The organism is Roseivivax sediminis (assembly GCF_900112685.1).
In the GTDB taxonomy this organism is placed as follows: domain Bacteria; phylum Pseudomonadota; class Alphaproteobacteria; order Rhodobacterales; family Rhodobacteraceae; genus Roseivivax; species Roseivivax sediminis.
In genome coordinates this window covers 84,097-109,973 of record NZ_FOMS01000004.1, presented here as the reverse complement: position 1 = coordinate 109,973, position 25,877 = coordinate 84,097, and the positions used below count along the sequence as shown (strand labels likewise).

General features: G+C 69.4%; 25 protein-coding genes. 8 read left to right on the top strand and 17 right to left on the bottom strand.

The window, feature by feature from the left end:
• Nucleotides 1-15: 15 nt before the first annotated feature.
• From F3H57_RS07835 to F3H57_RS07785, 11 genes are all read right to left on the bottom strand, one after another.
• The gene (locus F3H57_RS07835; protein ID WP_149755354.1) at nt 16-981 is read right to left on the bottom strand and encodes an ABC transporter permease; all 966 of its coding nucleotides are present in this window, start codon (nt 979-981) and stop codon (nt 16-18) included.
• A complete protein-coding gene (locus F3H57_RS07830; protein WP_149755353.1) occupies nt 981-2,072 on the bottom strand; it encodes an ABC transporter permease in 1,092 nt (363 codons plus the stop codon). The genes F3H57_RS07835 and F3H57_RS07830 overlap by 1 nt, the downstream gene beginning before the upstream one ends.
• Nucleotides 2,065-3,660, bottom strand: coding sequence for an ABC transporter ATP-binding protein (locus F3H57_RS07825; protein WP_149755352.1), 1,596 nt, complete (start codon nt 3,658-3,660; stop codon nt 2,065-2,067). The genes F3H57_RS07830 and F3H57_RS07825 overlap by 8 nt, the downstream gene beginning before the upstream one ends.
• 94 nt (nt 3,661-3,754) lie before the next feature.
• Entirely contained in the window at nt 3,755-4,759 is a 1,005-nt protein-coding gene (locus F3H57_RS07820; RefSeq protein ID WP_149755351.1) for a BMP family lipoprotein, read from the bottom strand.
• A 134-nt stretch (nt 4,760-4,893) separates the two neighbouring features.
• Nucleotides 4,894-5,316, bottom strand: a complete 423-nt coding sequence (locus F3H57_RS07815; RefSeq protein WP_223163006.1) for a GNAT family N-acetyltransferase — start codon at nt 5,314-5,316, stop codon at nt 4,894-4,896.
• A gap of 4 nt (nt 5,317-5,320) precedes the next feature.
• Entirely contained in the window at nt 5,321-5,884 is a 564-nt protein-coding gene (gene tsaB, locus F3H57_RS07810; RefSeq protein ID WP_223163005.1) for a tRNA (adenosine(37)-N6)-threonylcarbamoyltransferase complex dimerization subunit type 1 TsaB, read from the bottom strand.
• On the bottom strand, nt 5,877-6,446 hold the full coding sequence (locus tag F3H57_RS07805) for a NifU family protein (protein ID WP_149755349.1): 570 nt from the start codon (nt 6,444-6,446) through the stop codon (nt 5,877-5,879). The genes tsaB and F3H57_RS07805 overlap by 8 nt, the downstream gene beginning before the upstream one ends.
• A gap of 205 nt (nt 6,447-6,651) precedes the next feature.
• A complete protein-coding gene (locus tag F3H57_RS07800; protein ID WP_149755348.1) occupies nt 6,652-7,107 on the bottom strand; it encodes a universal stress protein in 456 nt (151 codons plus the stop codon).
• 71 nt (nt 7,108-7,178) lie between these two features.
• Nucleotides 7,179-8,051 carry a branched-chain amino acid aminotransferase gene (locus F3H57_RS07795; protein WP_149755347.1) on the bottom strand — a complete coding sequence of 291 codons (873 nt, stop codon included), beginning with the start codon at nt 8,049-8,051 and terminating at the stop codon, nt 7,179-7,181.
• Between the two features lie 64 nt (nt 8,052-8,115).
• Nucleotides 8,116-8,601 carry a VOC family protein gene (locus tag F3H57_RS07790; protein ID WP_149755346.1) on the bottom strand — a complete coding sequence of 162 codons (486 nt, stop codon included), beginning with the start codon at nt 8,599-8,601 and terminating at the stop codon, nt 8,116-8,118.
• Between the two features lie 86 nt (nt 8,602-8,687).
• On the bottom strand, nt 8,688-10,025 hold the full coding sequence (locus tag F3H57_RS07785; RefSeq protein WP_149755345.1) for an ABC1 kinase family protein: 1,338 nt from the start codon (nt 10,023-10,025) through the stop codon (nt 8,688-8,690).
• Nucleotides 10,026-10,120: 95 nt separating this feature from the next.
• Between F3H57_RS07785 and F3H57_RS07780 the strand changes: the two genes are divergently transcribed.
• Entirely contained in the window at nt 10,121-10,801 is a 681-nt protein-coding gene (locus F3H57_RS07780; RefSeq protein ID WP_149755344.1) for a rhomboid family intramembrane serine protease, read from the top strand.
• A gap of 145 nt (nt 10,802-10,946) precedes the next feature.
• Here F3H57_RS07780 and F3H57_RS07775 read toward each other — a convergent pair whose 3' ends face one another.
• Nucleotides 10,947-12,515, bottom strand: coding sequence for a phospholipase D family protein (locus F3H57_RS07775; RefSeq protein WP_149755343.1), 1,569 nt, complete (start codon nt 12,513-12,515; stop codon nt 10,947-10,949).
• On the bottom strand, nt 12,439-13,986 hold the full coding sequence (gene murJ, locus F3H57_RS07770; protein ID WP_149755342.1) for a murein biosynthesis integral membrane protein MurJ: 1,548 nt from the start codon (nt 13,984-13,986) through the stop codon (nt 12,439-12,441). Before murJ ends, F3H57_RS07775 begins: the two co-directional genes overlap by 77 nt.
• 133 nt (nt 13,987-14,119) lie before the next feature.
• Here murJ and F3H57_RS07765 point away from each other — a divergent pair, with 133 nt between their 5' ends.
• Nucleotides 14,120-14,485, top strand: coding sequence for a VOC family protein (locus F3H57_RS07765; protein ID WP_149755341.1), 366 nt, complete (start codon nt 14,120-14,122; stop codon nt 14,483-14,485).
• A gap of 5 nt (nt 14,486-14,490) precedes the next feature.
• Here F3H57_RS07765 and F3H57_RS07760 read toward each other — a convergent pair whose 3' ends face one another.
• The 3 genes from F3H57_RS07760 to F3H57_RS07750 form a co-directional block, all read right to left on the bottom strand.
• Nucleotides 14,491-14,679 carry a hypothetical protein gene (locus F3H57_RS07760; protein WP_149755340.1) on the bottom strand — a complete coding sequence of 63 codons (189 nt, stop codon included), beginning with the start codon at nt 14,677-14,679 and terminating at the stop codon, nt 14,491-14,493.
• Between the two features lie 427 nt (nt 14,680-15,106).
• The gene (locus tag F3H57_RS07755) at nt 15,107-17,923 is read right to left on the bottom strand and encodes a [protein-PII] uridylyltransferase (protein WP_149755339.1); all 2,817 of its coding nucleotides are present in this window, start codon (nt 17,921-17,923) and stop codon (nt 15,107-15,109) included.
• The gene (locus F3H57_RS07750) at nt 17,883-19,052 is read right to left on the bottom strand and encodes a penicillin-binding protein activator (RefSeq protein ID WP_149755338.1); all 1,170 of its coding nucleotides are present in this window, start codon (nt 19,050-19,052) and stop codon (nt 17,883-17,885) included. The genes F3H57_RS07755 and F3H57_RS07750 overlap by 41 nt, the downstream gene beginning before the upstream one ends.
• A 128-nt stretch (nt 19,053-19,180) precedes the next feature.
• Here F3H57_RS07750 and rsmI point away from each other — a divergent pair, with 128 nt between their 5' ends.
• The 4 genes from rsmI to F3H57_RS07730 all read left to right on the top strand — a co-directional run bounded on the left by rsmI (nt 19,181) and on the right by F3H57_RS07730 (nt 22,324).
• Nucleotides 19,181-20,077: a 16S rRNA (cytidine(1402)-2'-O)-methyltransferase gene (rsmI, locus tag F3H57_RS07745; protein ID WP_149755337.1), complete on the top strand. Its 897-nt coding sequence runs from the start codon at nt 19,181-19,183 to the stop codon at nt 20,075-20,077.
• Nucleotides 20,034-20,411 carry a YraN family protein gene (locus F3H57_RS07740; RefSeq protein WP_149755336.1) on the top strand — a complete coding sequence of 126 codons (378 nt, stop codon included), beginning with the start codon at nt 20,034-20,036 and terminating at the stop codon, nt 20,409-20,411. The genes rsmI and F3H57_RS07740 overlap by 44 nt, the downstream gene beginning before the upstream one ends.
• A gap of 78 nt (nt 20,412-20,489) precedes the next feature.
• Nucleotides 20,490-21,428 (top strand): glutathione synthase, encoded by a 939-nt coding sequence (gene gshB / locus F3H57_RS07735; protein ID WP_149755335.1) that lies wholly within the window; start codon nt 20,490-20,492, stop codon nt 21,426-21,428.
• Nucleotides 21,425-22,324 (top strand): alpha/beta hydrolase, encoded by a 900-nt coding sequence (locus F3H57_RS07730; RefSeq protein ID WP_149755334.1) that lies wholly within the window; start codon nt 21,425-21,427, stop codon nt 22,322-22,324. Before gshB ends, F3H57_RS07730 begins: the two co-directional genes overlap by 4 nt.
• Here the strand turns inward: F3H57_RS07730 and F3H57_RS07725 are convergent.
• Entirely contained in the window at nt 22,291-23,808 is a 1,518-nt protein-coding gene (locus F3H57_RS07725) for a YifB family Mg chelatase-like AAA ATPase (protein WP_149755333.1), read from the bottom strand. The two genes, F3H57_RS07730 and F3H57_RS07725, sit on opposite strands and share 34 nt — an antisense overlap.
• A gap of 347 nt (nt 23,809-24,155) precedes the next feature.
• Here F3H57_RS07725 and F3H57_RS07720 point away from each other — a divergent pair, with 347 nt between their 5' ends.
• A complete protein-coding gene (locus F3H57_RS07720; protein ID WP_149755332.1) occupies nt 24,156-25,034 on the top strand; it encodes an RNA polymerase factor sigma-32 in 879 nt (292 codons plus the stop codon).
• The gene (locus F3H57_RS07715; protein WP_149755331.1) at nt 25,031-25,825 is read left to right on the top strand and encodes a ChaN family lipoprotein; all 795 of its coding nucleotides are present in this window, start codon (nt 25,031-25,033) and stop codon (nt 25,823-25,825) included. Before F3H57_RS07720 ends, F3H57_RS07715 begins: the two co-directional genes overlap by 4 nt.
• Nucleotides 25,826-25,877 lie beyond the last annotated feature (52 nt).

Sequence of the window (25,877 nt, the reverse complement as noted above, 5' to 3'; positions counted from 1 at the left end):
TGGGACGCCGGGCGGTCAGCGTTCCTTGACGTAGGGCTCGCCACCGGCGCGGGGGGGAATCGCCTTGCCGACGAAGCCGGCGAGGATGACCACCGTGAGGATGTAGGGCAGGGCGTCCATGAGCTGAACCGGGATCGTGAGGCCGCCAAGGTCGATGTTCTGATAGCGCAAGGCCACCGCCTGCAGGAGACCGAAGAGCAGGCAGGCCATCAGCGCGTACCACGGCCGCCACTTGGCGAAGATGAGCGCCGCGAGCGCGATGTAGCCGCGCCCTGCGGTCATGTCCCGGACGAAGCCGGCCTGCAGCCCGGTGGCGAGGTAGGAGCCGGCGAGCCCGCACAGGAGCCCGCAGATCGCCACGGCCGCGAAGCGCAGGCCGGTGACCGAGATGCCGGCGGTATCAACAGCCTCGGGCGCCTCCCCCACGGCGCGCAGGCGCAGGCCGAAGCGGGTGCGAAAGAGGATCCACCAGGTGAGCGGTACGGTCAGCAGGCCCAGATAGACCAGCAGCGAATGGCCCGAAATCAGTTGCGCATAGAGCGGGCCGAGGACCGGCACGTCCGAGAGCGCATTGGCGAAGGGCAGGGTGATGTTGCCCCAGCGGCCCTGGCCGATAAGCGAGGGCGTGCGTCCGCCCTGGCCGAACCAGTCCTGCGCGATCAGCACCGTCAGGCCCGCGGCAAGGAAGTTGATCGCCACGCCCGAGATGAGCTGGTTGCCGCGGAAGGTGATCGACGCGAGCCCGTGCACGAGGCTGAGCATCACCGAGGAGACGATGCCGGCGAGGAGGCCCAGCCACACCGACCCGGTTGCCGCCGCGACGGCCGCCGAGAAGAAGGCCGAGATCAGCATCTTGCCTTCAAGGCCGATGTCGATGACCCCGGCGCGTTCGGAAAACAGCCCCGCGAGACAGGCGAAGAGCAGCGGGGTGGCCAGCCGGACGGTCGAATCGAGGACCTGCAGGACCGTCGCGAAATCCATCAGCGGGCCCTCCGGCCGCGGGCGAAGAGGCGCGCGAGCGGTATCCGTACCATGTTGTCGAGCGCGCCGGTGAACAGGATCACCAGCGCCTGGATCACCACGATCAGCTCGCGCGGGATATTGGTCCAGAGCGCGAGTTCCGCCCCGCCCTGGTAGAGAAAGCCGAAGAGGATCGCGGCGAGAAAGACGCCGACCGGGTGATTGCGGCCCATCAGCGCCACCGCGATGCCGATGAAGCCGGCACCTTCGGTGGAGTTCATCACCAGCCGCTCGGCCTCGCCCATGGCGGTGTTGACGCCCATGAGCCCGGCGAGCCCGCCCGAGATCAGCATCGCAACCACGATCGTCTTTACAGGGGAAATGCCGGCATAGCGCGCGGCGCTTTCGGAATGGCCCAGCGCCCGGATCTCGTAGCCGAGGCGCGTGCGCCAGATCAGCAGCCAGACGAAGACGCAGGCGGCTATGGCGAGAAAGAACGTCACGTTGCCCGGCGCCCCGCGGAACAGCGGGTTCGCCTCTGCCGCGAACATGTCCTGGAAGGTGGGCAGGTGGGTGGCGGCGGGGAAGATCGCCGTGGCCGGGTCCTGCTGGCCCGCGGGCTTCATCAGGTTCACGAGAAGATAGTTCAGCAGCGCCGCGGCGATGAAGTTGAACATGATCGTGGTGATCACGATGTGGCTGCCGCGTTTCGCCTGAAGATAGGCCGGGATGAACGCCCAGGCCGCGCCGAAGATCGCCGCGGCGATCGAGGCCGCGACGAGCGCCAGCGTCCAGTGCGGCCAGGGCAGGTAGAGGCAGACGAGCGCGACGCCGAGGCCGCCGATCATCGCCTGCCCCTCGCCGCCGATGTTGAAGAGCCTGGCGTGGAAGGCGACCGACACCGCGAGGCCGGTGAAAATGAAGTTGGTCGCGTAATAGAGGGTGTAGCCCCAGCCGGCGGAGCGCAGGAGCGCGCCCTCGACCATGAGCGTGAAGGCGTCCACCGGGTTCTCGCCGATGCCGAGGATCACGAGCGCCGACAGCGCGGCGGCAAGCAGGAGCGAGATCAGCGGCACCAGCACCGCGTCGGCCCAGGGGGGCAGCTTATCCATGCACGGCCTCCCGGCGGTCCTTGCGTTCGAGCGCGGCGTCGACGGCCTCGAAGGCGTCGCCGCCGGGATCCTCGGTGATGCCGGCCATCAGGAGGCCCAGTTCGCGCTGGTCGGTGTCGGCGGCGTCGCGGGTGCCCATGACGCGGCCGTCGAACATCACCGCGATGCGGTCCGACAGCGCGAAGATTTCGTCGAGTTCAACCGACACCAGCAGGATCGCCTTGCCCTCGTCGCGCAGGCGCACGATCTGCTGGTGAATGAACTCGATGGCGCCGATGTCGACGCCGCGGGTGGGCTGGCCGATCAGCAGGACGTCCGGATTGCGCTCGATCTCGCGCGCGAGGACGATCTTCTGCTGGTTGCCGCCCGAGAAGTTGCGCGCCGCGAGGTCGGGGTTCGGCGGGCGCACGTCGAAGCGCTGCATCTTGGCGCCGGCCTCTTCGCGGATGGCGGCGTTGTTCATCAGGACGCCGGACTGGATCGCCGGGTCGCGGTGGTAGCCGAAGACGGTATTCTCCCACGCCGTGTAGGGCATGATGAGGCCCTCGCGCTGGCGATCCTCGGGGACGTGCGCGATGCCGGCGCCGCGTCGGGCCATGCCGTCGCAGCCGGCGCCCGAGAGCGGGATATCCTTGCCGTTCACGCGCACCGTGCCCGTCGCGTCCGCGTAGCCGCCGAGGACGTTCAGAAGCTCCGACTGGCCGTTGCCGGCGACACCGGCGAGGCCGAGGATCTCGCCGGCGCGGACCTCCAGCGAGATGCCGCGCAGCCGTTCGACCCCCTGGCCGTCGACATGGCGCAGGTCCTCGATCTGAAGGACCGGCGCCTTGGGCTGCGCCGGCGCCTTGTCGACGCGCAAGAGCACCTTGCGGCCGACCATGAGCTCGGCCAGCTCCTCGGGGCTCGTCTCGGCGGTCTTGACGGTGGCCGTCATCTCGCCGCGGCGCATCACGCTCACCGTATCGGTGATCTCCATGATCTCGCGCAGCTTGTGGGTGATGAGGATGATCGTCTTCCCCTCGGCCCGCAGGTTATCGAGGATGCGGAAGAGGTGGTCGGCCTCGGCGGGGGTGAGCACGCCGGTGGGCTCGTCGAGGATCAGGATATCGGCCTCGCGGTAGAGCGCTTTCAGGATCTCGACCCGCTGCTGGTGGCCGACCGACAGGTGCTGGACCTGGGTGTCGGGGTCGACCGACAGCTCGTATTCCTCGGCGAGGCTTTTCAGCGCGCCGCGCGCCTTGGCGAGCGAGGGTTTCAGCAGGCCGCCGTCCTCGGCGCCGAGGATGACGTTTTCCAGCACCGTGAAATTCTGCACCAGCTTGAAGTGCTGGAAGACCATGCCGATGCCGGCGCGGATCGCGGCCTGGCTGTCGGGGATCTGCGTGCGCTGGCCCTTGACCCAGATCTCACCCGCGTCGGCGGCGTAGAAGCCGTAGAGGATGGACATCAGCGTCGACTTGCCGGCGCCGTTCTCGCCGATGATGCCGTGGATCGTGCCCGGCATCACGCGGATGGAGATGTCCTTGTTGGCCTGGACCGGTCCGAAGGCCTTCGAGATGCCTTTGAGTTCGATGGCGGGGTCGGTCATGGGCGTAGGGGGCCTCGCGGGATGCGGGGGCGGGGCCGCGCGCCACGCGGCCCCGGGATCGGCGCCGGGCGGCGCGGCGGCCGCCCGTCCGGGCTCAGAACGACAGGGCCGGGCAGCTGTCGTCGGAGCGGTAGTCGTGCACCTCGACCTCGCCGTCGATGATCGCCTGGCGCGCCTCGTCGACGCGTTCCTGCATCTCGTCGGTGATGAGATCGCGGTTGTTCTCGTCGAGCGCGTAGCCGACGCCGTCATCCTCGAGCGTCAGCCGCTCGGTCCCGGTGTCGAGGTCTTCGCCCGCCTGCATCGCCTCGTAGGTGGCGACGTCCACGCGCTTGAGCATGGAGGTCAGGACCTGGCCGGGATGCAGGTGGTTCTGGTTGCTGTCGACGCCGATGGACAGGATGTCCTCGTCCGCGGCGGTCTGCAGAACGCCGATGCCGGTGCCGCCGGCGGCGGCGAAGACCACGTCGGAGCCCTGGGAGATCTGCGCGTTGGTCAGCTCGGACCCCTTCACCGGGTCGTTCCAGGCCGCGGGCGTCGTGCCGGTCATGTTGGCGATGACCTCGATGTCCTCGTTCACCGCCTTGGCGCCCTGGGCATAGCCGCAGGCGAAGGCGCGGATCAGCGGGATGTCCATGCCGCCGACGAAGGATACTGTGCCGGTCTCGGACGCCATCGCAGCCAGCATTCCCACGAGGTAGGAGCCCTGCTCCTCCGCGAAGGAGATCGACTTCACGTTCGGGTGTTCCTCGGGGTCGACATAGCCGTCGATGGTCACGAACTTGGTGTCTGGATAGTCGCCCGCGACGTTGTCGATCGGCGTCGACATGGAGAAGCCGGTGGTGATGACGGGGTTGAAGCCGGCTTCGGCGAAGCGGCGCAGGGCCTGTTCGCGCTGCGCCTCGGATTGCAGTTCGATGTCGCGGTAATTGCCGCCGGTTTCCTCGGCCCATTGCTCGGCGCCGTTGAACGCGGCCTCGTTGAACGATTTGTCGAACTTGCCGCCGAGATCGTAGATCAGCGCCGGATCGGCGAGCGCGGCGCCTGTGGACAGCGCCAGCGCGGCGGAGGCGCCAAGGAGGGATTTCAGAACGGTCATGCGCGGGGCTCCCTGAAACGTGGTGCGGGGCGGGGGTTCGTCCCCTGCGTCCCTTTGGATCGAAGCGATCTCGCCACGATTTAGGACCGACCGGCCCGAGGGGGTCAACCGGTTTTTCCCGTGTTCGCGGGCGGCTAGGCGGGCGACGCGGCGTTATCGGGGCGGATCGCGCGCGCCATGAGCAGCGCATCGGCGCGGCTGCCGTCCGGCCGGCGATAGTAGCCGGCGCGCCGCGCGGTCTCGGCGTAGCCGAAGCGGGTGTAGAGCGCCAGGGCCGGATCGTTGTCGTGTGCGACGTCGAGGACGGCGCGGGTCACGCCTTCGGAGGCGCATAGGGTGTGGAACTGGGTGAGCAGGTCGGAGGCCACGCCCTGGCGTTGTGCGGCCGGATCGGTCGCGAGCGCGAGGATCTCCGCCTCGTCTGCGACCACTTGCGCGATCAGGAAGCCTTCGGGCGCGCCAATCAGTCTCGTCACCGGACGGGCGCTCAGCGCGGCGATGTCGGCGGCGCCCCAGGGAGCCTGGTGGCGGTATGCGCGCGCCATCAGCGCGGCCATGTCCTCAGGCTTCATCGAGAATTCGGGGCGGGGCGTCTCGCGCCGGAGCGGCGTCGGCGGGCCGGACATAGAGCGGTGCCGGCGGCGCGCCTGGGACGGCGCCCTGGGCGCGGCGGGCGATGGCGGCGGCGAGCGCCTCCGGCGCCGGCGGCCAGGTGACCTCGGCCGGCAGGTCCACGCGGGGGAGGAGCTCCACCGCCCTGCCGGGCGTTCTCGCATAGGCCATGTCGCGCGGGGCGGGCACGACGGGGCAGGGGCCGTCCGTCGCGTCAAGCGTCGAGACGCCGATCGCGGGGATCTCCAGCGCGAAGGCGAGGCCGCGCGCGGTGGCCACCGATATGCGGATTCCGGTGAAGTTACCCGGCCCGACGCCGACACCGATCCGTGCAAGGTCGGCCCATGTGGCGCCGCCCTCGTCGAGCACTTCTTCGAGAAGCGGCATGAGGCGTTCGGCCTGCCCGCGCGCCATCTCCTCGCCGCGCGCGGCGAGGATGCGGTCGCCCGACAGCAAAGCGGCCGCGCAATGCGCGGCCGATGTGTCGAAGCCGAGGATCAGAGGATCAGACACCGATCGGGCGCACCTCGGTCACCTCGGGGATGTAGTGACGCAGGAGATTCTCGATGCCCATCTTGAGCGTCAGCGTCGAGGACGGGCAGCCGGCACAGGCGCCCTGCATGTGCAGGTAGACGACGCCCCGCTCGAACCCGTGGAAAGTGATGTCGCCGCCGTCCTGCGCCACCGCCGGGCGCACGCGGGTGTCGAGCAGCTCCTTGATCTGGCCGACGATCTCGCCGTCCTCGCCGTCATGGTCGGCGTGACCGCCGCCGGACGTGTCCATGGCGCCATCGGCCATGACCGGCTGGCCGGACTGGAAATGCTCCATGATCGCGCCGAGGATCGCCGGCTTGACGTGGTCCCAGTCGGTGTCGTCGGCCTTCGTCACGGTGACGAAGTCGTTGCCGAAGAACACGCCGCGCACGCCGGGCACGTCGAACAGGCGGGTGGCCAGCGGCGAGGCGCCGGCGCCCTCGGGCGAGGGGAAATCGGCAGTGCCGGCGTCGAGCACGGTCTGCCCGGGCAGGAATTTCAACGTCGCGGGGTTGGGCGTCGATTCGGTCTGGATGAACATGTGGCGGCCCTTTCTCGGTTACCTGCAAATATGCTCACGGGCCGGCACAGGGTCAAGGTGTTTGGAACGGTTCTAAAGTCTGCCGGCAGGCTTCGGGCAGTTCTGAGGCTGCGACGGCTGTCCCTGACGCGCTCGGCCAAGCTGGCGCCGACATGCGGAGTGACCCGGATGGAGCCGTGACCCGTGCGATCTGGCGGGCAGAGCGTCAGGTGATGGCTTCCAGCCGCTCTTTCGACAGGTCGCCCGGCACGATGGTGATCGGGATCGGCAGGGAGCCGGCACTCCGCGTAAGCTGTGTGACCAGCGGGCCGGGACCCGACTTGTCGGTGCCCGCACCGAGCACCAGCACCCCGATCTCGGGGTCGTCACCGACCTGCGCGACGATCTGCGTGACCGGGTCGCCCTCCCGGATCACCAGTTCGGGGTCGACGTTCTGACGGTCGCGCATCCACTTGGCGAAGACCTCGAAATGCGCGGTGATGCGTTCGCGCGCCTCTTCGCGCATGATGTCGCCGACACCGATCCAGTGATTGAACTCGTCCGGCGGGATCACCGACAGGATCGACACGCCGCCGCCGGTCCTGGCCGCGCGCATGGCGGCAAAGCGCATCGCGTTGAGGCATTCGCGGCTGTCGTCGAGCACGACCATGAACTTGCGCATCTTCGGCCTCCCCAGTCGCAGCGATCATGGCGAAGGCGGCCGGGCCTGTCCATGGCGGGGGCCCGCGGGGCTCACACCGCCTGGCCGGCCGCCCAGTCCCAGTAGATCTGCCGCGCGCGGCGGGTGAGGGGGCCGAACTCGTAGGTGCGGTCCTCGAACCGGCCGACCGGCGTGACCTTGTTGAGGTTGCCGGTCAGAAAGATCTCGTCCGCCGCCTCGAAGTCGCTGAAGGTGAGCACGGTCTCCACCACCTCGATCCCGTCGGCGCGCAGGTTCTCGATATGCCGCGCGCGGGTGATCCCGGCAAGGAACGTGCCGTTCGGGATCGGCGTGAACACCACCCCGTCGCGCACCATGAAGACGTTCGACGTCGCGGTTTCGGCCACGTTGCCCATCGCATCCGCCACCAGCGCGTTCTCGAAGCCGCGCAGGCCCACCTCGCGCAGCATCCGCGCGTTGTTGGCGTAAAGGCAGCCCGCCTTGGCGTTGACCACGTTGTCGTCGAGCACCGGGCGGCGGAAGGACGTGCGCCCGAGCGAGACCAGATGCTCTTCCGGCAGCATCGGGAATTCCTCGAGGCAAAGCGCGAAGCCGGTATGCTCCGCCCCGATCTTGGGCATGATCGCCGACGGCTCGGAGTTCAGTGACCAGTACATCGGGCGCACGTAGACCGGCGCCGACCGGGGGAACATCGCCAGCCCCTCGCGCGCGATCTCGAGGATCTCCGCGTCGGTCTTCGTCGGCTCGATCATCAGCGCCTTGGCCGAGCGGTTGGTGCGCGCGCAATGCCGGTCCAGATCCGGCGCCATCCCGTCGATGAAGCGCGCCCCGTCGAAGACGGTGGAGCCGAGCCACGCGCCGTGATCGGCAGCGCGCATGATGGCGGCGTCGCCGCTGTGCCATGCGCCGTCCACGTAGGTGCGGATGTTGCGGCCGGTTGCCATCGCGCTCTCCTTCCTGCGAATTCGGGCGCGACGCTAATCGGGGCGGCCGGGAAGGTCCAGCCGGTCAGGCCGCTTCCGCCAGAAGCGCCGGCAGGTCGAGAGGCGCGTTCACCATTTCGATCATGCCTTCCGCGTCGCGCGGCCAGTCGGCGCGCGCACGGTCGCGATAGATCTCCACCCCGTTGCCGTCGGGATCGTCGAAATAGACCGCTTCGGAGACCCCGTGATCGGCCGCTCCGGTGATCGTCACGCCGGCATCGACGGCCCGCTTCAGCGCGGCGCCGAGCGTGGCGCGGTCGGGAAACAGGAATGCGGTGTGGAAGAGGCCCGGATGCCGCTTGGACCCCGGCGGCTGACCGGCGCTGTTCCAGGTGTTGAGGCCGACATGGTGGTGATAGCCGCCCGCCGACAGGAAGGCCGCCTGACGCCCGTAGCGCTGCACCAGCGACAGGCCGATGACATCCCGGTAGAACGCGATGGACCGCTCGAGGTCGGAGACTTGCAGGTGGACATGGCCGATCTGCATCGTGTCGGGGGCTTGGGTGGTCATGGGCGGGCTCCGGTCTGTGTGGTTGACCCGAAGATAGGCGCGGTGCGTCTTGTGCGAAATCGGCGCGGCCGGACCGACATGGTGCGTCAGCGCACAGAGTTGGCCCAGGGCGCCACCAGCGGCCGCAGTGCCACCCGCGCGCCGATGCGCGCCGCGAGAAGGTAGAGCCCTGCAACCTTGCGCTGCAAGAACAGCGCGTCGGCCGGCGGAAGCGGGGCGATGTCGCGCTCCCGCCCCATGGCGATCGCCGCCCGGGTCAGCCGGTCGGGCAGGTCCGATGCGGCGAAGTCGAAGGGCGCTTCGCTGCGCAGCGGCGCGAAGGCCATGTCCATCATGTCCAGCAGTGTCTCCATCCGGCCCGGCTCCAATGTCTCGGACAGGTATCCGATGCGCATCGCCGCCGCCCTCATCCCCGCACGGTCCTCGGCGAGCCCGGCTTGCAGCAGCGCCCTGAAATCCGCGGCGAGCGCCGCCGGGATCGCCCGCGTCGCCCCGAAATCCAGGAGCGCGATCCGCCCCGTCTCGGCCTCGTACCGGTAGTTGGCGAAATTGGGATCGGTCTGCACCAGGCCGAACTCGAACAGCTCGCGCGGGATCAGCGCGATCAGCCGCCGCGCGACGTCGTCGCGCACCTCTTGAGCGGCGCCGGCCAGATTCTCCACCTGCGCACCTTGCAGGAAGTCCATGGTCAGTATGTCGCGCGTCGTCAGGTCGTCGTGCGGGCGCGGCACGGCAAAGCCCGGCTCTCCCTCCAGCAAATCGGCGAACCGCGCCATCGACCGCGCCTCCTGCGCGTAATCGGCCTCCTCGTGCAATTGCGCGCGCGCCTCCTCCAGCAGCGGCGCAAGATCGAGCCCCTTCGGCACCAGTCCCGACCAGCGGATCACCGCGCCGAGATTGGCGATGTCGCTGTCGATGCTCGCCCGGATACCGGGATACTGCACCTTCACGGCAAGCTCGCGGCCGTCCTTCGCCTCGGCGCGGTGCACCTGCCCGATGGAGGCCGCGGCGACGGGGCGCACGTCGAACCGCCGGAAGCGGTGCAGGAAGTCGTCGCCCCAGGCGTCCGACAGCACGCGCTTGAGCTGCGGCGGCGGCATCGCATGCGCCTCCGCGCGCAAGGCGGCGAGGATCTGCGCCAGCTCCGGCGACAGGTATTCCCCCGCCTCCATGGAGATCAGCTGCCCCAGCTTCATCGCAGCTCCGCGCATCCGCGCCAGCTCCGCCGTCACCCGCGCGGCGTTGGCCGGCGTCAGCAGCAGCCGGCCCGCCTCGGGGCGCCGCCCGCGCGCCAGCTCACCGGCCCCGGCCCATGCGGCGCGGCCCACCAGCCCGCCGGTCAGCCCGCCAAGGCGCATCAGCCGCCCCAGCCGGCGCGACGGCACCGGCAGAGGGGCAGAGAGGTATCGGTCGCGCTCATCCATGACGCTTGCAGATAAGCCGCCGTCGGTGTCTGGCCATCGCCGGGCCGCTCGCTTAGGCAGGTCGCGACCGTTCCGCCCCGAAGAGGAGCCGCGCCATGCACGATCACAATGCCAGCCCGGTGAACCCGCTGCCGCCGGTGGTGCTGGCGCTCTTCGCGATCCTCGCGGTGGCGGAACTGGCCTTTTCGCTCGGCGCCCGCGGGCTCATGGGCGGTCCGGGCGCGATCGGCTGGCGCGTGGCGATGATCGAACGCTTCGCCTACGCGCCCGAGATCCTCGACTGGATGGTCCGCACCCGCCAGCTGCCGCCCGAACATCTCGCGCGCATCGTCACCTACCCGTTCGTCAACGGCGCCTTCACCGCGACGCTTTTCGCCGGCGTGATGCTGCTGGCGCTGGGCAAGATGGTGGCCGAGGCGATCGGTCAGCCCCGCACGCTGGCGGTATTCCTCGGCGCCGCCATCGGCGGTGCGCTGATCTACACCGCGGTGCTGCCAGGCGGCCCTGCGCTCTATGGCAGCTTTCCCCCCGTCTACGGGCTGATCGGCGCCTTCACCTATCTGCTCTGGGTACGCCTCGGTCAGGCGGGCGAAGCCCAGATCCGCGCCTTCACGCTGATCGGCGTTCTGCTCGGCATCCAGCTGGTCTTCGGCCTCCTGTTCGGCGGCGGCCCGTTCTGGGTGGCCGAGATCGGCGGCTTTCTCAGCGGCTTCGGCCTGGCCGTTCTCCTCGTCCCCGGCGGCGCCCGGCGCCTGCTGCACCGCATCCGCCGCTGAGTGCCGCCGTACAGGTCTGCCGCTCCCCGCGTTTCATCTGCCCGCAAATATCCCGGGGGAGTCGCCGCAGGCGACGGGGGCAGCGCCCCCAATTTCGCGCGCGCGTCCCACGCGCGCCGCGTCCGTCCCGACCCACACTGGCGGCTCAGAACATCTCGTCCGGCAGTATCGGCAGGTGGCGCGAGAAGCGGCGCGCGCGGCCGAGCGGGTAGGGCATCACGAAGCCCATGCGCGCCTCGGGCTCCAGATCGGCGTTCTTGCGCGCCGCCGCATTCCATGTCGCCGCCAGCGCCGGGTCGTTGTCGCCGAGCTGCGCGCCCAGCCACTTCCGGGCGAGCCGCAGGCGCAGATCCTCCGCGAGGGCGCGGTCGCGGAACAGGATCGACGCCTCGGTGTCCCAGCGCATCGACCGGCCGTTGAGGTTCGCCGATCCGACCATCCCGAAGGTCTCGTCCACCAAAGTCACCTTGGCATGGACATAGATCGGCCCCGCCCCGCCAAGCGCGCGCGAGAACCCCTCGGAGGCCGGCCGCGTCTGTCCCGGCGACAGGAGCGCCACGCGGTCGCCGTAGGTCCGTTGCAAATCGTTCAGCGCCAGCGTCTGCAGCGCGTGGGCGTGCCGGGCGTCCCAGCTGTCGGCGCCGCCGAAGAGGATGCGCTCGGGCTCGGGCGGCAAGAGCAGGATCAGCTGCAGGTCCGGCACGCGCCGCGCCGCCGCGCACAGCGCGTCCGAGATCGGCCGGTGGCGCAGGAACTGGCTCTCGAGGTAGATCAGCCGCTCCGCCGTGCCGATTGCCTTCAGCGTCTCCTCCTCATGTTCGACGAGATAGGGTTTCGGTCCGAAGCGCAGCGGGCCGGTGCGCGGCTTCGACATGGTCCGAACGAGCCTGAGCTCGGGTCGCCCCTGGGGCCGCGACGGCGCCTCCATCGGGCGCGCGTGATCGGCGAGCGACGCCGCCTCGTCGCGCAGGGCCGCGTTCCAGGTGTCGACGAAATGGGCGCGTGCCGCCGCGGCGATCTCGCCCTCGCCGCTCAGCGAAACGTCGTGCCAGGTCTCTTCGGCCGGGCGGTCGTGCAGGTTGTCGTCCCAGCGCCGCTCGTCGACGTCCATCCCGCCGACGATCGTGCGCGCACCGTCGATCACCGCGACCTTCTGGTGCAGTGATACCGGCCGCAGGTAGGGCCGCGCATCCAGCAGCTTGCGTTGTATCGGCGTCAGCCGGTCCTTGGGCGACTGCTTCAGCGATTTCAGTTTCTCGACGATCTTGAAGACCAGTGCGCGGCGCCAGATCCAGCCGACGGTCTGGCCGTGCGGCGCCACCAGGATCTGCACGTCGCCGCTGACCCGGTCGGCGAAGCGGCTCGCGGCGGTCCAGGACAGCCGGTGCAGGTCCGACGCGAAGAGCGGGTCGAAATCGGTGATGACCAGCCGCAGCGAAACGCCCCGCGCCGTCACCCGGTCGAGCAGGTCGAGCCACGTCTCCAGCCCCTCGGCCCGCAGGCGCGGGCTGCGCAGCGCCGTCGAGGGCTCGAACACGCGGTACGAGAGCAGCACCTCGCGCTCGGCGCCATCGACCATCTCCTCGAGCGCGGGATAGACCTCGGCCGCGGTGATGAGCGCCCTGAGCTGCGCCGCCTCAACGCCGCTTGCGGCGGAGGGCGTCGCGGAATTCGGAGAGTCGGAAGGCTCCGATGGCCTGTCCTGCGATGCCATAAACAATGATCCCGATTGCGATGAGCGCCATCAAAGCGAGATAACGCACGCCCCCCATACCTAGTAAAGGCTTGAGGGCCGATGCCGTTCCCCAAAGCACTCCGCCCATCACGAGTGAGGCCGCGACGACACGGCCCGCACGGGCGCGGAACCGTGCATCGAGCCGCGCCACCGGACCGAGACGCCGCCCGCCGATGGCCAGGAGCGCGACCATTGCCCAGGCCGCGGCACTGGTGGCGATGGCGGGCGCCATCCAGCCCAGCCATGGCGCGAGCCCGATGGCCAGCACCGCGTTCACGACCATCGAGACCAGCGCGTAGCGGAACGGGGTCTTGGTGTCCTCGCGCGCGAAAAACAGCGGCTGCAGCGCCTTCTGCAGCACGAAGGCCGGCAGGCCGAGGCCGTAGATCGCCACCGCGGCGGCGATCGCCTGCGAATCCGCCGCAGACGTCGCCCCGCGTTCGTAGAGCACCGACACCAGCGGCAGCGGGATCGCGATCAGCGCCACCGCCGCCGGCAGGGTCAGCGCGAGCGAAATTTCCGTGGCGCGGCTGAAGGCGTGGCGTCCGCCCTCGTCGTCGCCGGCCTTCAGTCGGCGCGAAAGTTCGGGCAGCAGCACGATGCCGACGGCGATGCCGACGACCCCAAGCGGCAGCTGGTAGAGCCGGTCGGCGGCATAGAGCCAGCCCACCGCCTTGTCGAAGTTCGACGCGACCTGCTGGCCCACCAGCAGGTTGATCTGCATCACGCCGCCCGCCAGCGCCGCGGGGATCGCGACCCGGGTGAGGTGGCGCATCTCCGGGCTCCAGCGCGGCCGGCGGGGACGCAGGCGCAGCCCCGCGCGCTCTGCCGCGATCCACACGAGCGCGAGTTGCGCGATGCCGGCGACGGGCACCGTCCAGACGAGCACGCGCACGACCGCCACCCCGACCAGGTCGGCCCCGAGCATCGCCGCGATGAACATCACGTTCAGCAGCACGGGCGCTGCCGCTGCCGCCGCGAAGCGCCCGGCGGCGTTGAGCGCGCCCGAAAACAGTGCCGCGAGCGAGATGAAGAGGACGTAGGGGAACATCACCCGGCCGAATGCGACCGTGAGTTCGAAACGCTCGTCGCCGGCGAACCCTCCGGCGGTCGCGTAGACCATTGCCGGCATGAAGATCATCGCCAGCGCCGAGAGGACCAGCAGCACGAAGCCGAGGCCCGACAACGCCTCCGATCCGAAGTCGAGCGGGCCCTCGTCGGCCTCCAGCCGCTTGGAGAACATCGGCACGAAGGCGGCGTTGAACGCACCCTCGGCGAAGAACCGGCGGAACATGTTCGGCAGGCGGAAGGCGGCGACGAAGGCGTCCATGACCGGACCCGGCCCGATCAGGGCGAGGATCGCGATCTCGCGCACCAGGCCGAGAACGCGGGACAGCATGGTCCAGACGCCCACGGTAAGAACGCCGGTCAGAAGTCGGATTGGTCTCATGGGGATGGCCTCTGCCCCGGGCGGGGCGCTGCGTGACGGGCGAGGTCTAGCGCATCGGCAGGAGGGGCGGAAGGGGCCGCTTGCGCGGCGCGCGCGGCGGCGACTAGGCTGCGAGGGAAAGCGGAGGCGCGCGATGTACAAGCCCGAGGGATATACCGACGTCTCGCCCTATCTCGTCGTGGCCGACGTGGAGGCGGTTTTGACCTTCGCCGAGACCGTGTTCGGCGCGAAGCGGCTGCGGATCTTCCACAGAGAGGACGGGAGCATCATGCACGCGGAAATGCGGATCGGCGACAGCGTGGTGATGCTGGGCGGCGCCGAGGGCGGCGCACCCGCTCTTCTGCACGTCTATACCGAGGACGCCGACGACGCCTTCGACCGCGCGACGGCGGCCGGCGCCACCGTGCTGCAGGAAATGCAGCACAAGGGCGACGGCGACTATCGCGGCGGGGTCGCGGACGCCTCGGGCACGCAATGGTACATCTCGCGTCAGCTCTGATCGGATCAGTCGTCGTCCTCTTCGTCGCCCCGTAGCGGTGCGGTCGCGATGCGTCCGGCCGAGGCGGTGCCTTTCACGGCCGTCTTGGTGGTGAAGACGGCGGCGTCCTTGGCGGTGTCGGCGGCCGAGAGCGCGAGGCATCCGGCCAGTGCCAGAGGGGCGAGAGCGATCAGGGCGCGCGCGGCACGTGGCATGAAGCTTCCTTTCGACATGCGGGGCGAGTTAGGTGTTTGCGGCGCGGCGGACCAGACCGCACCCGCATCGGCGGCGGGCTTTCGCGGATCCGGGGGGACCATGTCGCGGTGCGGGGCAGTGGTGGCGATCGGGTGCGCCAGGCGTTTTTCCTGCCAAGGTCGGCTTGTGCCTCGTGTTAGTACATTCAGAGGACAGAGTGGCCGGGGGCGTCCGCTCCGGTCGAACGGTTCCTTGCGCGGAATCTAGGCCGAAGGCCGCCGCGCATCGCCGGGCCGCTCCCCGGACCGGCGATTTGGTAAGGCTTGGCACGACGCCCGGAGGTCGTGCGGACGTGGTTGCCGTAAAGCGCTGCCGCTCGGAGGTCGGGATCGCCGGACCGCGGCCCGCCGATGCGCGGCTCGGAAGGGCGACCGGACATGCTTAATGTCAGCTGTACGCCCGCTCCACTCCCGCGGCGATGGCGTCGCGCAGCTTGCGCTCCAGCGCCTTCTGCCTCTGGGCCGAGTGCAGTTTCAGCCCGAACATGTCCTTGACGTAGAAGCTGTCCACCACCTGTTCGCCGTAGGTCGCGATGACCGCGCTGGCGATGTAGATGTTCTGGGCGGCGAGCGTGCGGGTCAGGTCGTGCAGCAAGCCGGGGCGGTCGCGGGTGTCGACCTCGATGATCGTATAGATCTCCGAGCCGTCGTTGTCGAAGGTGATCGAGGTCGGCACGCGGAAGGCGCGTTCGCGCTTCTTGATCTTGTCCCTGGGCTCCATCGCCTCGCGGGCAACGACCTCGCCCATCAGCGTCTTGCGGATCGTCTCGCGCAGACGCGGCAGGCGCGAGGACTCGTAAGGGCTACCGTCGCCGTCCTGAATCCAGAACGCCGCCGTCGCAAATCCGTCCTTCGTCGTGTAGGTTCTTGCGTCCACCACGTCCGCGCCGACCAGCGCCAGCGCCCCGGCGAGGCGCGAGAAAATGCCGGGATGATCGACGAGGGCAAAGCAGACGCGGGTGGCATCGCGGTCCTCGTCGGGGTGGATGTCGATGCGGATCTCGTCGGTGGAGATGCCGCGCAGAAGGTCCGCGAAGACCAAGTGCGCGGTGACGTGCAGGCCCTGCCAGTAGGGGTCGTAATGCCGCTCGATCTCGGTCTCGACCTCTACGGCGCTCCAGTCCGGAAGTTTCTCCTCGAGGAGCTTCTTGGCCTCCGCCCCGCGGTTCTCGCGGTTCAGATCCTCCATCCCGGATTCGAGCGCGCGGCGGGTCTGGCGGTAGAGCGCGCGAAGAAGCGCCGCCTTCCAGTTGTTCCAGGTCCCGGGCCCGACGCCGCGGATGTCGCACACGGTGAGCAGCAACAGAAGGTCCAGCCGCTCCCGCGTCTGTACCGCCTTGGCGAAGTCGCGCACGGTGCGCGGATCGGCGATGTCGCGCTTCTGCGCCATGTCCGACATCAGAAGGTGGTGGCGCACCAGCCATTCGACGGTGGCGCATTCCTCCTTCGGCAGGCCGAGCCTGGGAGTCACCTTGCGGGCGATCTTCGCGCCCACCACCGAATGGTCCTCGTCCCGGCCCTTGCCGATGTCATGGAGGAGGAGCGCCACGTAGAGCACGCGGCGGTTCACGCCCTCCTCTAGGATCGAGGTGGCGACCGGCAGCTCCTCGACCAGCTTGTGTTCCTCGATCTCGTGCAGGTGCCAGATACACTGGATGGTGTGCTCATCCACCGTGTAGCTGTGATACATGTTGAACTGCATCATCGCGACGATGGGTTCGAATTCGGGGATGAAGGCGGCGAGCACGCCAAGCTCGTTCATCCGCCGAAGCGCGCGGTCGGGGTTGCCGTGCTCCAGCAGCAGGTCGAGGAAGATCCGCTGCGCCTCCGTCGAGGCGCGCATCTCCGTGTCGATGAGGTGCAGGTTCGCCTTGATCAGCCGCATCGCGTCGGGATGGATCAGCAGCCCGGTGCGCAGCGCCTCCTCGTAGATGCGCAGGAGGTTCAGCTTGTCCGACAGGAAAGTGTTCGCGTCCGAGAAGATCAGCCGGTTGTTCTCGACCACGTAGCCGTCGGCGACTTTGGGCGTGCGGCGGAAGACCCGCGCCAGCAGCGGCGGCGCCTTGGAATGCTGCGCCTCGAGCGACGTCAGGACGATCCGGGTGAGATCACCGACCGCCGTGGCGTGGCGGAAATAGGTCTGCATGAAGACCTCGACCGCCCGGCGCCCGCCGCGGTCCTTGAAGCCCATGGCGGCGGCGACCTCGACCTGCAGATCGAAGGTCAACTGCTCCATCGCGCGGCCGGCGATCAGGTGCAGGTGGCTGCGCACGGCCCAGAGGAACGACTGCGCCTTGATGAAGGTCGCGTGCTCGTCGGGCCGGAACACGCCGAGCTTCACAAGTTCGGCGGTGTCGTCGGTCCGGTAGACGTACTTGGTGATCCAGAACAGCGATTGCAGGTCGCGCAGGCCTCCCTTGCCCTCCTTCACGTTGGGCTCGACCAGGTAGCGCTTGTTGCCCTGCTTCTCGTGGCGGGCGTCGCGCTCCTCCAGCTTGGCGGCGACGAATTCGCGCTCGCTGCCCTGGAAGAGCTCGGACCAGAGCTGCGCCTCCAGCTCGTCGGCGAGCGGCGCGTGGCCAGTGAGGTAGCGATGCTCCAGCATCGCGGTGCGGATGGTGAAATCCTCCGCCCCGAGGCGCAGGCAATCCTTCACCGTGCGCGAGGCGTGGCCGACCTTCAGCTTCAGATCCCACAGAATGTAGAGCATCGATTCGATGACGCTCTCGGCCCAGGGGGTGATCTTCCAGGGAGTGAGGAACAGCAGGTCGACGTCGGAATGCGGCGCCATCTCGCCACGGCCGTAGCCGCCGACGCCGAGGACCGCGATGCGCTCCCCCTCCGTCGGGTTGGGGCGGCGGTGCAGGCGCTCGGTGGCGACCTCCCAGGCGAGCGTGACCAGCCCGTCCGTGATCCAGGAATAGGCGCGGGTGGTGGGGTTCGACGCGACGGGGTTTTCGCGGAAGGCCTCCGCCACGCGGGCGCGGCCGCGGTCGCGGGCGTCCGACAGGACGGCGACGGTGGCGCGGCGCACGGTCGCTTCGTCCGTGGCCGTGCCGATTTCCGCGTCCAGCGCCGCCCGCACGGCGTCCCGGTCGAAGATCTCCTCGGCCGGGGCGATGAGGACGGGCGGCGGACTCTGCGTCTGGGGCGCGGGGGCCGGTTCAGAAACCGGCGCCGCCGAAGCCGCGTGGGGCTGGGTCAAGGATCACCACCTGCTGGTTGCGCACGGTTGCCACGGCCAGGCCGCGTTCGTTCGTGCCGTCGGACCGCAGGCGGAATACACCGGTGGCGCCCTGGAAGCCAGAGTTCTGGGTCAGCGAGCGCGCCGAAAGTGCATCGGATCGTCCGCCTCCCGCGAGCGCACCGATCGCCGCGATGCCGTCGAAGGCGAGCCCGGCAAGCGGCGCCGGCGCGCTGCCATAGGCGGCCTGGTAGCGGCTTTCGAACGCCTGGCTTGCGCTTTGCGAGGGCATGGTGAACCAGGCGCCCTGGATCCCCGGCAGCGAGAAGCCGTCGGGCCGTGCGTCCCAGCGCGTGATACCCATGTACTGTACCGCCGACGGTGTCAGCCCCTGTTCGGGGCCGAGCTGCAGCGCGACGGACAGGCCCGCCTGCCAGTCGTCGGTCAGCACGAGGCCGTCGGCCTGGCCGCTTTCGACCAGCGGCTGCACCCGGCCCATGGCGGAGGAGAGGCTCTCGCTGTTGAGGTCGTAGCTCTCGGCGGCGACGACGCGGGCGCCGTTGCGGGCCGCCGCCGATTGCACCGCGTTGCGCCCGACCTGGCCGGGCACGTTGTTTGTGTAGAGCACCGCCAGATCGTCAGTGCCCTGGTCGGCGGCGTAGGAGACCACGCGGTTGGCGCTGTTCTCGAACGTCGCGCCGAGCAGGAAGAGGTTGCCGCCGGCGACCTGGGTGTTGTTGGAGAAGGCCAGCACGTTCACGCCCTCGTCGGCGACCTGCACCGCGGCGGCGTTGGCCGCGTCGCTGCGCAGCGGGCCGAGGATGATGCCAGCGCCCTCGTCGACCGCGCGCTGGGCCTGCTGCGCGGCGGTCTGCGCATTGCCGCCGGTGTCGTAGACGCGCAGGTCGATCTCTACCCCGTCGAGGTCGGCCATGGCGAGCCGGGCGGCATTCTCGAGGTTGCGGGCCAGCGGGCCGGCACTGGCATCCGATTGCGGCAGCAGGAGCGCGACCGGAACCGGCTCACCGGAGCGCAGGCCGGGGCCGCTGGAGGGCAGAAGGGCGGCGTCGCAGGCAGCGAGCGCCGTCAAGGCGAGCGCGGCGGCCACCCGGCGGCATGCCTTGCGGGCGGGGGCGAAACGGGCGATCATGTGTGGAGGGCTCCCTCGATCTCGGTTTTCTCGTGGCGTTCTGTCCGGTGCGGTACTGGATGTAAGGGGCCGCCGACACCGCGCGGTTTTGACGCGGAGTGTAGTGCAGGCAGGGGACCTCTCCAACCATGAATCCGAAGAATGGCGGCGCGGCGCCCGGGCTGACGCTGGTCTCGACCCCCATCGGCAACGCCCGCGACATCACGCTGCGCGCCCTCGACGTGCTGGGCACCGCCGACGTGCTGGCGGCAGAGGACACGCGAGCGCTGCGCAGGCTGATGGAAATCCACGGCATTTCGCTCGGCGACCGGCCTTGCCTCGCCTATCACGACCACAACGGCGCGAAGATGCGCCCGCGCCTTCTGGCCGAGCTGGCGGCCGGGAAAAGCGTCGCCTATTGCTCCGAGGCGGGCACGCCGCTGGTTTCCGATCCAGGTTTCGACCTCGTGCGCGCAGCACAGGAGGCCGGGCACCCGGTGACCGCCGCGCCCGGGGCCTCGGCCGCCGTCGCCGCGCTGACGCTGTCGGGGCTGGCGAGCGACCGGTTCCTCTTTGCCGGGTTCCTCCCGAACCAGAAGGGCGCCCGCGACCGGGCGCTGGACGAGCTGGCGGCGGTCCCGGCGACGCTGGTCCTCTACGAATCGCCCCGGCGCATCGGCGCGACGCTGGCGGCGGCGGCGACGCGGCTGGGCGCCGCGCGCCGCGCGGTCGTGGCGCGGGAGCTGACCAAGCGGTTCGAGGAGGTGCGCCGCGGCACGCTTGCGGACCTGGCCGAGACCTATGCCGACGTGTCGCCCAAGGGCGAGGTCGTGTTGCTGGTGGCGCGCGGCGATTCAGGGAACGTTAGGGAAGAGGACGTAGACCGGGAACTGGCGGCGGCGCTGGAAACGATGTCGGTGCGGGATGCGGCGGATCACGTCTCCTCCACGTTCGGCGTCTCGCGCCGCCCGGTGTATCAGAAGGCGATGAAGTGGAAGCGTGATGCAACAGACGGAGAGAGCGACGCGCAGGGCGACGACCCATGAAGCCGGCCGCGCGGCGGAACTGCGCATCGCCCAGGATTACGAGCGTCGTGGCTATCCCGTGGCCCGGCATCGCTGGCGCGGCCGGGGCGGGGAGGTCGACCTGATTGCCCGCGACGGCGACGGGCTGATCTTCGTGGAGGTCAAGAAAAGCCGCAGTTTCGCGCGTGCCGCCGAACGGCTTTCGCGGCGACAGATGGACCGGCTCTGCGCTTCGGCCGAGGAATTCTGCGCCGGGGAGCCGCGCGGCTCTCTCACCGACATCCGGTTCGACGTGGCGCTGGTCGATGCCCACGGCCAGGTCCGGGTGATCGAGAACGCATTCGGCTCTGCCTGACGGCGAGGCAGGCGCGGCCATTGCCTCGGGCCGCCGGCTGGCCCATCTATGCGCGGGCCAATTGCCTCGAGGTGCGCCATGAAGATCGCTTTCCAGATGGATCCCGTCGGGTCCGTCGACATCGACGCCGACAGCACGTTCCGCCTTGCCGAGGAAGCGCAGGCGCGCGGGCACGAGCTGTTCTACTACACGCCCGATCACCTCGCCTACGAAGAAGGGCGCATCACCGCGCGCGGCCAGTCGATGCGCGTGCGCCGCACCGCTGGCGACCCGGCGGAGCTGGGCGAGATGCAGCATGTCGACCTGGCCGATTTCGACGTGGTCTGGCTGCGTCAGGATCCGCCGTTCGACATGCACTACATCACCACCACGCACCTGCTGGAGCGGCTGGGGCCGGGCACACTGGTGGTGAACGACCCGTTCTGGGTGCGTAATTCGCCGGAAAAGCTGCTGGTCCTCAACTTTCCCGAACTGACCCCGCCGACGGCCATCGCCCGCGATCTGGCCACGCTGAAGGCGTTCCGCGACCGTCATGGCGATGTCATTCTCAAGCCGCTCTACGGCAATGGCGGCGCGGGTATCTTCAAGCTCGGCGCCGAGGATCGCAACCTGTCGTCGCTGCACGAGATGTTCACCGGCTTCTCGCGCGAGCCGCTGATCGTGCAGAAATTCCTGCCGGCGGTCACCCGCGGCGACAAGCGCATCATCCTCGTCGACGGGGCGCCCGCGGGCGCCATCAACCGGGTGCCCGCCGAGGGCGAGGTGCGCTCCAACATGCATGTCGGCGGGCGGGCGGAAAAGGCGGAACTGACCGCGCGGGACCGCGAGATCTGCGCCGCCATCGGGCCGGTGCTCCGCGAGAAGGGGCAGATCTTCGTGGGGATCGATGTCATCGGCGACTGGCTGACCGAGATCAACGTGACCTCGCCGACCGGGCTGCAGGAACTCGAACGCTTCGACAACGCGAATGTTGCCGGTCAGGTCTGGGAGGCGATCGAGGCGAAGCGGCAGAAATGAGCTGGCAGGCCAAGCTGTTGGCACGGCACATGCGGGCCTTGGTCAAACCCTGGCTCGCCCGTATCGCGAATCCCGGGGACTTTGCCCAGGATGTCGGGCGGGCCAATCTGCTGCTGCGGCGCCCGCCCTTTCTGCGCCGCTTCCGCCGACCCGACGGCCTGACCTGGATCAGCGCGGGCCCTACCGTGCCGGGCCGCGCGATCCTCTATTTCCACGGCGGCGCCTATGTCGCCGGCTCGCCCAGGAGCTATTCCGGCCCGCTCGGTCAATTGTCGCGGCTCACCGGCGTGGAGGTCTGCGCCCCGCGCTACCGGCTCGCCCCCGATCACCCGTTCCCCGCCGCCTACGAGGACGCAGAACGCGCCTGGCGGTCCCTGCACGGCCTGGGTTACTCAGCCGAGGATGTCGTGATCGGTGGCGACAGTGCCGGCGGCGGGCTGGCGCTTGCGCTTCTGTCGGCGCTCTGCCGCCGCGGCACGCCGCCGCGCGCCGCCTTCGCCTTCTCGCCCTGGACCGATCTTGCCATGACCGGGGAGAGCCTGACCGCGAACCGCGACATCGACGCGATCCTGCCGGTGGAGAAGATGGAGGAGGTGATCGAGCTCTATCTCGGCCGCCACAGCCGCACCGATCCGCGCGCCTCGCCGCTTTACGCCGAGTTTCCCGGCTGCCCGCCGGTCCTGCTGCAATACGGCGAGGCGGAGATCCTGCGTGACGATTCGCGCCGCATGGCCGAGCGTCTGCGCGGCTTCGGCGCCGAGGTCACGGAGGAGGTGGTGCCGGACGTGCCGCATGTCTGGCAGATCCTCGATGGCTGGCTTCCGGAGGCGCGGGCGAGCCTCGAGAGCACCGCGCGCTTCGTTCAGGCCTCCCTGGAACTCGACACCAACCGATAGGCGAGCGCCTCGGCCACGTGCGGGCGCGCCACGGCCGCGCTGCCGTCGAGATCGGCGATGGTGCGCGCCACCCGCAGCACCCGGTGATAGCCGCGCGCCGACAGCTTGAAGCGGTCGGCGGCGCGGCCCATGAGATCGCGGCTTTCGCCGTCGAGCGCCGCGATCTCCTCCAGCGCGCCGCCCTGCGCGTCGGCATTGGTGCGGATTCCGGGATGGGCGCCGAACCGCTCGGCCTGCCGTTGCCGGGCCGCGGCGACCCGGCCGGCGACCTCGGCCGAGCTGTCGCCCGAGGCGGGCAATTCGAGATCGGCGTAGGCGACGGGGGGTACCTCGATACGCAGATCGAAGCGGTCCATCAGCGGTCCGGAGATGCGACCGAGGTAATCCTCGCCGCAACCCGGCGCGCGCGAACAGGCCTGCGCGGCCTCGGCGAGATAGCCGCATTTGCAGGGGTTCGCCGCCGCGACCAGCAGGAAGCGGCAGGGATAGCGGATATGCGCGTTGGCGCGGGCGATCATCACCTCGCCGGTCTCGATCGGTTGGCGCAGCGTTTCCAGCACCTGGCGGGGGAACTCGGGGAACTCGTCCATGAACAGCACGCCGTTATGGGCAAGGCTGATCTCTCCGGGCTTGGCGTTGCGCCCGCCGCCGATGATCGCCGCTTGGCTGGCAGTGTGGTGCGGCTCCCGAAAGGGCCGGGCGCGCGAAATGCCGCCCTCGTCGAGGAGCCCGGCGAGCGAGTGGATCATCGAGGTCTCCAGCGCCTCGACGGGGGCGAGCGGCGGCAGGATGCCCGGCATGCGGGCCGCCAGCATCGACTTGCCCGACCCCGGAGCGCCGACCATCATCAAGTGGTGACGCCCGGCCGCCGCGATCTCCAGCGCGCGCTTGGCGGTCTCCTGGCCCTTCACGTCGCGCATGTCGCGCGCCGCCGCGTCGGGCACGACCTCTCCGGCGGCACAGGGTTCGAGCACCGCGCGCCCCGAGAAGTGGTTGACCACGTCCATCAGCGTCGCCGCGCCGAGGACCGTGCAGGCGTCGACCCAGGCGGCTTCTGCCCCCGAAGCGCGGGGACAGAGCAAAGACCGGTCGTCCTCCGCCGCCGCCATCGCCGCGGGCAGGGCGCCGATTACCGGCACCAGCTCGCCGTCGAGTGACAGTTCTCCCAGCGCCAGGGTGCCCGCGACCGCGTCGCGCGGCAGGATCTCGAGTGCGGCCAGCAGGCCGAGAGCGATCGGCAGGTCGAAATGCGATCCCTCCTTGGGCAGATCGGCGGGCGAGAGGTTCACCGTGATGCGCTTGGACGGCAGGGCGATCGACATGGAGGTCAGCGCCGTGCGCACCCGGTCGCGCGCCTCGCTGACCGCCTTGTCGGGCAGCCCGACGATGGAAAAGCCCGGCAGGCCCGCCGTCACGGCGCACTGCACCTCGACGACGCGCGCATCGACACCCTCGAACGCTACCGTGTAGGCATGTGCGACCATTGCCGTGTCCCGAACTCCCGCAGCGCAGCCTCGCGCGGCATGGTTAGCAAACGGTTAACGACGAAGGCATGCCTGTCTCGGGATCGGAAAACCGGCGGTTCGTCGCTCACGCTGCTGTGACAGCCGCGCCGAAACTTGAGCGAATGGCGCACAAGTCCTTGTCCAGGCGCCAGGAAACTATGCAATAGGTCGTGCGGAGCGGTTCTCCCTAAGGTATTGTTCCGAAAAGTCGAGGGGTTCCGAAATTTTTTTGCAACCAAGTGTGATCCGGCAGCGTTTCGCCGTCGTAATCCGATACGAGCGCCGGCCGCCAGGCCGAACAATCGTATCCGAGACGGGGAGCGACCATGGCACTTGATACCTTCAACGACCAGACGCTGTCGCGGCGCGCCATGAAGGCGGAGCTTCTGGACGCCGAGACGGAGCTCAAGCTGGCCTATGCCTGGCGGGACGAGCGCTGCGAGGCATCGCTGCACCGCCTGATCACGGCCTACATGCGGCTCGCGATTTCCATGGCATCGAAGTTCAAGCGTTACGGCGCACCGATGAACGATCTGATCCAGGAGGCGGGTCTGGGCCTGATGAAGGCCGCCGACAAGTTCGATCCCGACCGCGGGGTGCGTTTCTCGACCTACGCGGTGTGGTGGATCAAGGCCTCGATCCAGGATTACGTGATGCGCAACTGGTCGATGGTGCGCACCGGCTCGACTTCCTCCCAGAAATCGCTGTTTTTCAACATGCGCCGGGTACAGGCGCGACTCGAACGCGAGGCCGCGGCGAACGGCGAGACCCTGGACCGTCACCAGTTGCGCCAGCTCATCTCGACCGAGATCGGCGTGCCGCTGCACGACGTGGAGATGATGGAGGGCCGGCTCTCGGGCTCCGATTACTCGCTCAACGCGACGCAGTCGGTGGAGGACGAGGGCCGCGAGTGGATCGACGCGCTGGAGGACGAATCCGACCAGGCCTCGGAGCTCGTGGAGAACGCCCATGATACCGAGCAGCTTCGCGACTGGCTGGTCTCCGCGATGTCCGCGCTGAACGATCGCGAGCGTTTCATCGTGCGCGAACGCAAGTTGCGCGATGAGGCCCGGACGCTGGAGAGCCTCGGCAACGAGCTTGGCCTTTCGAAGGAACGGGTGCGTCAGCTCGAGGCGGCGGCGTTCACCAAGATGCGCCGCTCTCTCGAGGCGCAGTCGCGCGAAGTGCACGCCTTCCTGGCGTGATCCGCGCGACCCTTGCGGTGCTGCTGAGTGTCGCGGCGCCTGTCGCCGCGGCGCCGGATGGTTTCGGCGCCGCCGATATCGTCTTCCTTGGCGAGCAGCACGACAATCCCCGGCATCACGCGCGGCAGGCAGAGCTGGTGGCCGAACTGGAGCCGGCCGCGCTCGTCTTCGAGATGCTGGATGCCGAGCAGGCGGCGCAGGTCACGCCGGAGCTGATCCCCGACCGCGCGGCGCTTGAGGCCGCCTTGGTCTGGGCGGAGAGCGGCTGGCCCGATTTCGAGATGTATCACCCGATCTTCCGCGAGGCGCCGGACGCGGCTTATTACGGTGCCGCCGTGCCGCGGGACGAGGCGCGGGGCGCCATGGAGCGTGGCCTGGCCGAGTCCTTCGGGTCCGGCGCGGCGGCGTACGGGCTGACCGAGCCGTTGCCAGGGGATCAGCGGACAGCGCGGGAGGCGCTGCAGGCCGCGGCGCATTGCGACGCGTTGCCGGCCGAGATGCTGCCGACGATGGTCGGCATCCAGCGTCTGCGCGACGCGCGGATCGCGCAGACCGCCCTGCAGGCACTGTCGGAAACCGGCGGCCCGGTCGCGGTGATCACCGGAAATGGTCATGCAAGACGCGACTGGGGCGCACCGGCCTACATCGCCCGTGTCGCGCCCGAGGTGGACATTGCGGCGTTGGGGCAGGGCGAGACATCGTACGGCGCGCCGGACGGCGATTTCGACGCGGTGGAGATCGGCCCGGACGTGGACCGCGACGATCCCTGCGCCGCCTTCCGCGAGGGCTGATCCGGGCCGCGCTTGTCCTTGCCGGGGTGCGGGCCTAGGCTCTGCCCGGACG